The sequence below is a fragment of the Microbacterium sp. CPCC 204701 genome, assembly GCF_004010105.1.
Taxonomy (GTDB): Bacteria; Actinomycetota; Actinomycetes; order Actinomycetales; family Microbacteriaceae; genus Microbacterium.
In genome coordinates this window covers 1-2,899 of sequence record NZ_RRYE01000363.1, presented here as the reverse complement: position 1 = coordinate 2,899, position 2,899 = coordinate 1, and the positions used below count along the sequence as shown (strand labels likewise).

At 68.9% G+C, this 2,899-nt stretch carries 4 protein-coding genes; 2 read left to right on the top strand and 2 right to left on the bottom strand.

Features of this window, described 5'->3' with window-relative positions; translation table 11 throughout:
- A partial coding sequence (locus tag EIO58_RS15405) for a 2'-5' RNA ligase family protein (RefSeq protein WP_446723936.1) occupies positions 1-317 on the bottom strand: 317 nt, incomplete at its 3' end.
- A 153-nt stretch (positions 318-470) separates the two neighbouring features.
- On the opposite strand from EIO58_RS15405, the gene EIO58_RS15400 reads away from it, so the two are divergent.
- On the top strand, positions 471-2,174 hold the full coding sequence (locus tag EIO58_RS15400) for an MDR family MFS transporter (protein WP_127820248.1): 1,704 nt from the start codon (positions 471-473) through the stop codon (positions 2,172-2,174).
- A complete protein-coding gene (locus tag EIO58_RS15395; protein ID WP_205789322.1) occupies positions 2,174-2,650 on the top strand; it encodes a MarR family winged helix-turn-helix transcriptional regulator in 477 nt (158 codons plus the stop codon). Before EIO58_RS15400 ends, EIO58_RS15395 begins: the two co-directional genes overlap by 1 nt.
- A 17-nt stretch (positions 2,651-2,667) precedes the next feature.
- On the opposite strand, the gene EIO58_RS15390 is transcribed toward EIO58_RS15395, so the two are convergent.
- The coding region (locus EIO58_RS15390) for a sugar phosphate isomerase/epimerase family protein (RefSeq protein WP_240658924.1) at positions 2,668-2,899 on the bottom strand (232 nt) is incomplete at its 5' end.

Sequence of the window (2,899 nt, the reverse complement as noted above, 5' to 3'; positions counted from 1 at the left end):
CCGAGCCGCCGCGCGACCTCGCGATGGAACTCCAGCAGCGCGGCGGACGCCACGACATGGCGTGTCAGCACCGCCCGGGTCGCTCCGCCGAAGACGAGCAGGCCGCTCAGCTCGACGCGCAGCGGCAATGCCGCGGCGAGACCGTCGAGCGCGTCGAGCCGGGGGTCGTCGCGGACGGCGATCGTGACGTGCGGGCGGTTCGTGGGCGCGAGGTGGCGGCCGGAACTCGGCAGGCCCGCGTCGATCAGTCGCGCCCAGTCGTCGCGCACGGCGCGCTCGGCGGCCTCATCCAGGAGCAGTTCGACGCTGAACACCATCCCAGCCTCCCGTGCCCGGGTCAGATCCACCGAGTTGGTTGACAGACATCAACCAAGAGACATATAGTTGACGTCGCTCAACTGTTGACTTCAGTCAACCATATCGGACGCCATCGTCGTGGCTCCCTCGTTCGCTCCCTCAGAAGGACACCCATGGCCCCGTCTTCCCCCGCATCCGGCTCGGCGTCAGCCACCGCTGCCACCGCCGAAGAGCATCAGCGCCGTCACCGCCGCGTGCTGCAGGCGCTCACCGGCCTGCTCCTCGGCATGTTCGTCTCGATGCTCGCGTCGACGGTCGTCTCGACCTCGCTGCCCGTCATCGTCCACGATCTCGGCGGCGACCAGGCGGCCTTCACGTGGGTCGTCACGGCGACTCTGCTCACCACGGCGATCTCGACACCGATCTGGGGCAAGCTGGCGGATCTGTTCAACCGCAAGCTGCTCATCCAGATCGCGATCGTGATCTTCGTGCTCTCGACCGCGGCGGCCGGCTTCTCGCAGGACCCCGGTATGCTCATCGCCTTCCGTGCCGTGCAGGGCATCGGCGCGGGCGGCCTCGCGGCGCTCAGCCAGGTGATCATGGCCGACATCATCAGTCCTCGCGAACGCGGCCGGTACATGGGCCTCTTCGGCGCCGTGATGGCCGTCGCGACCGTCGGCGGACCGCTGCTCGGCGGATTCATCACCGACACGCTCGACTGGCGCTGGAACTTCTTCATCGCGATCCCGTTCGCCGTCGCTGCGCTCATCATGATGCAGCGCACGCTGCACCTGCCGGCGCGCCCGAAGACGAAGGTGCGCATCGACTACCTCGGCATCGTGCTGCTCTCGACCGCCGTCTCGCTGCTGCTCGTCTGGATCACCAACGCCGGCAACGACTACGACTGGTGGAGCATCGAGACGATCCTCATGGTCGGCGGCTCCCTCCTCGCGACGATCCTGTTCGTCGTCGTCGAGCTGCGCTCGAAGGAGCCGCTCGTGCCTCTCGCGATGTTCCGCAACCGCACGTTCACCCTCGCGGTGATCGCGTCGATCGCGATCGGCGTCGCGATGTTCGGCACGTCGGTGTTCCTCAGCCAGTACATGCAGATGGCGCGCGGCGCGACCCCGACCGAGGCGGGCCTCATGACGATCCCGATGATCGCTGGTCTCCTCATAGCGTCGATCGTCATCGGCGGGCTCGTCACCAGGCACGGTCACTGGAAGCCGTACCTCGTCGTCGGCGGCGTGCTCCTCATCGCGGGCTCGTTCCTGCTGTCGACGATGGAATACGACACGAACTTCGTGCTCGTCTCGCTCTACATGTTTCTGCTCGGCGCAGGCGTCGGCATGACGATGCAGAACCTCGTGCTCATCGTGCAGAACACCGCCAAGCCCACCGAGATCGGCGTCGCCAGCTCGGGGGTGACGTTCTTCCGCAGCCTCGGCGGCACGGTCGGCGTCTCGGCCATGGGCGCAGCTCTCGCAAGCTCGGCGACCGGCCTCGTCGCCCATCGGCAGTCGGATATCGCCGGGGCGATCGCGAAGCTCGGCGAGAAGGGCGCGGCCGTCGCCGAGCAGCTGCAGTCCGGCGCCATCCCGAACGTCGCCCAGCTGCCCGACGGTGTCCGCGTCATCTTCGAAGACATCTACGCCCAGGCGATCGCCCACTCGTTCCTGATCGCGGTGCCGCTGGCCGCCGTGAGCCTGATCGCCATCGTGTTCCTGCCGAACGTGCCGCTCACGCGGATGACGACGAGCGAGCGCGTCGCGGCGAGCGAAGCCGACCTCGCCACCGTCTCGACCGCCGAGGGCATGGACACGCTGACCGCGACGGCGCAAGGCGCGGCGTCCGCGGCATCCCGGACCCGACGCTAATGTCGATGACGATGGCCGCCGACGAGACGCGAGAGGCGCGCACCGAGGCGGTGCGCGCCCTCGAGGCGGAGTTCGGCGAGCTGATCAGCCGGTTCCGGCGGATCATCCTCGAGAACGCCAACCGCGTGAGCCCGGGCATGCTGCCCGGGGCCTACAAGGTGTTGACCACCATCGTGCGTCGCGAGTCGATCACGCTGTCGGCCCTCGCCGAGACCCTCATGTCAGACAAGGGTCAGATCAGCCGCACCGTCCGCGAGCTCGAGCAGCTGGGTCTCGTGCAGCGCACGCCCGACCCCGACGACGGCCGGTCGAGTCTGCTCTCACCCACGACGGAGGGCCTCGAACGCCTCGCCGCGGCGCGCGCGCCGCAGGAGAGCACGCTCGTCGACGCGCTCGACGAGTGGCCCGTCGACGACATCCGCAACCTCACACAGCTGCTGCACGCCCTCACCGCGGGTGAGTCGCCGCGCTCCTGAGCCCGGCGACCCGGCCGTCAGCGCTGCGAGAACGCCGCGTCGAACGCGGCCTCGGAGGGCCGGTACGCCGACAGGCGGCGGACGAACTCGAGAGCTTCGGGTGCGCCGACCAGGCGGTCCATGCCGGCATCCTCCCACTCCACCGAGAGGGGTCCGTCGTAGCCGATCGCGTTGAGCATGCGGAAGGCGTCCTCCCACGGCACGTCGCCGTGACCGGTGGAGATGAAGTCCCAGCCGCGTCGCGGGTCG

What these genes read in the sequence shown, in the direction of transcription:
- EIO58_RS15395 (WP_205789322.1), top strand. Translation starts at nt 2,174, where the DNA reads ATGTCGATGACGATGGCCGCCGACGAGACGCGAGAGGCGCGCACCGAG.
- EIO58_RS15400 (WP_127820248.1), top strand. Translation starts at nt 471, where the DNA reads ATGGCCCCGTCTTCCCCCGCATCCGGCTCGGCGTCAGCCACCGCTGCC.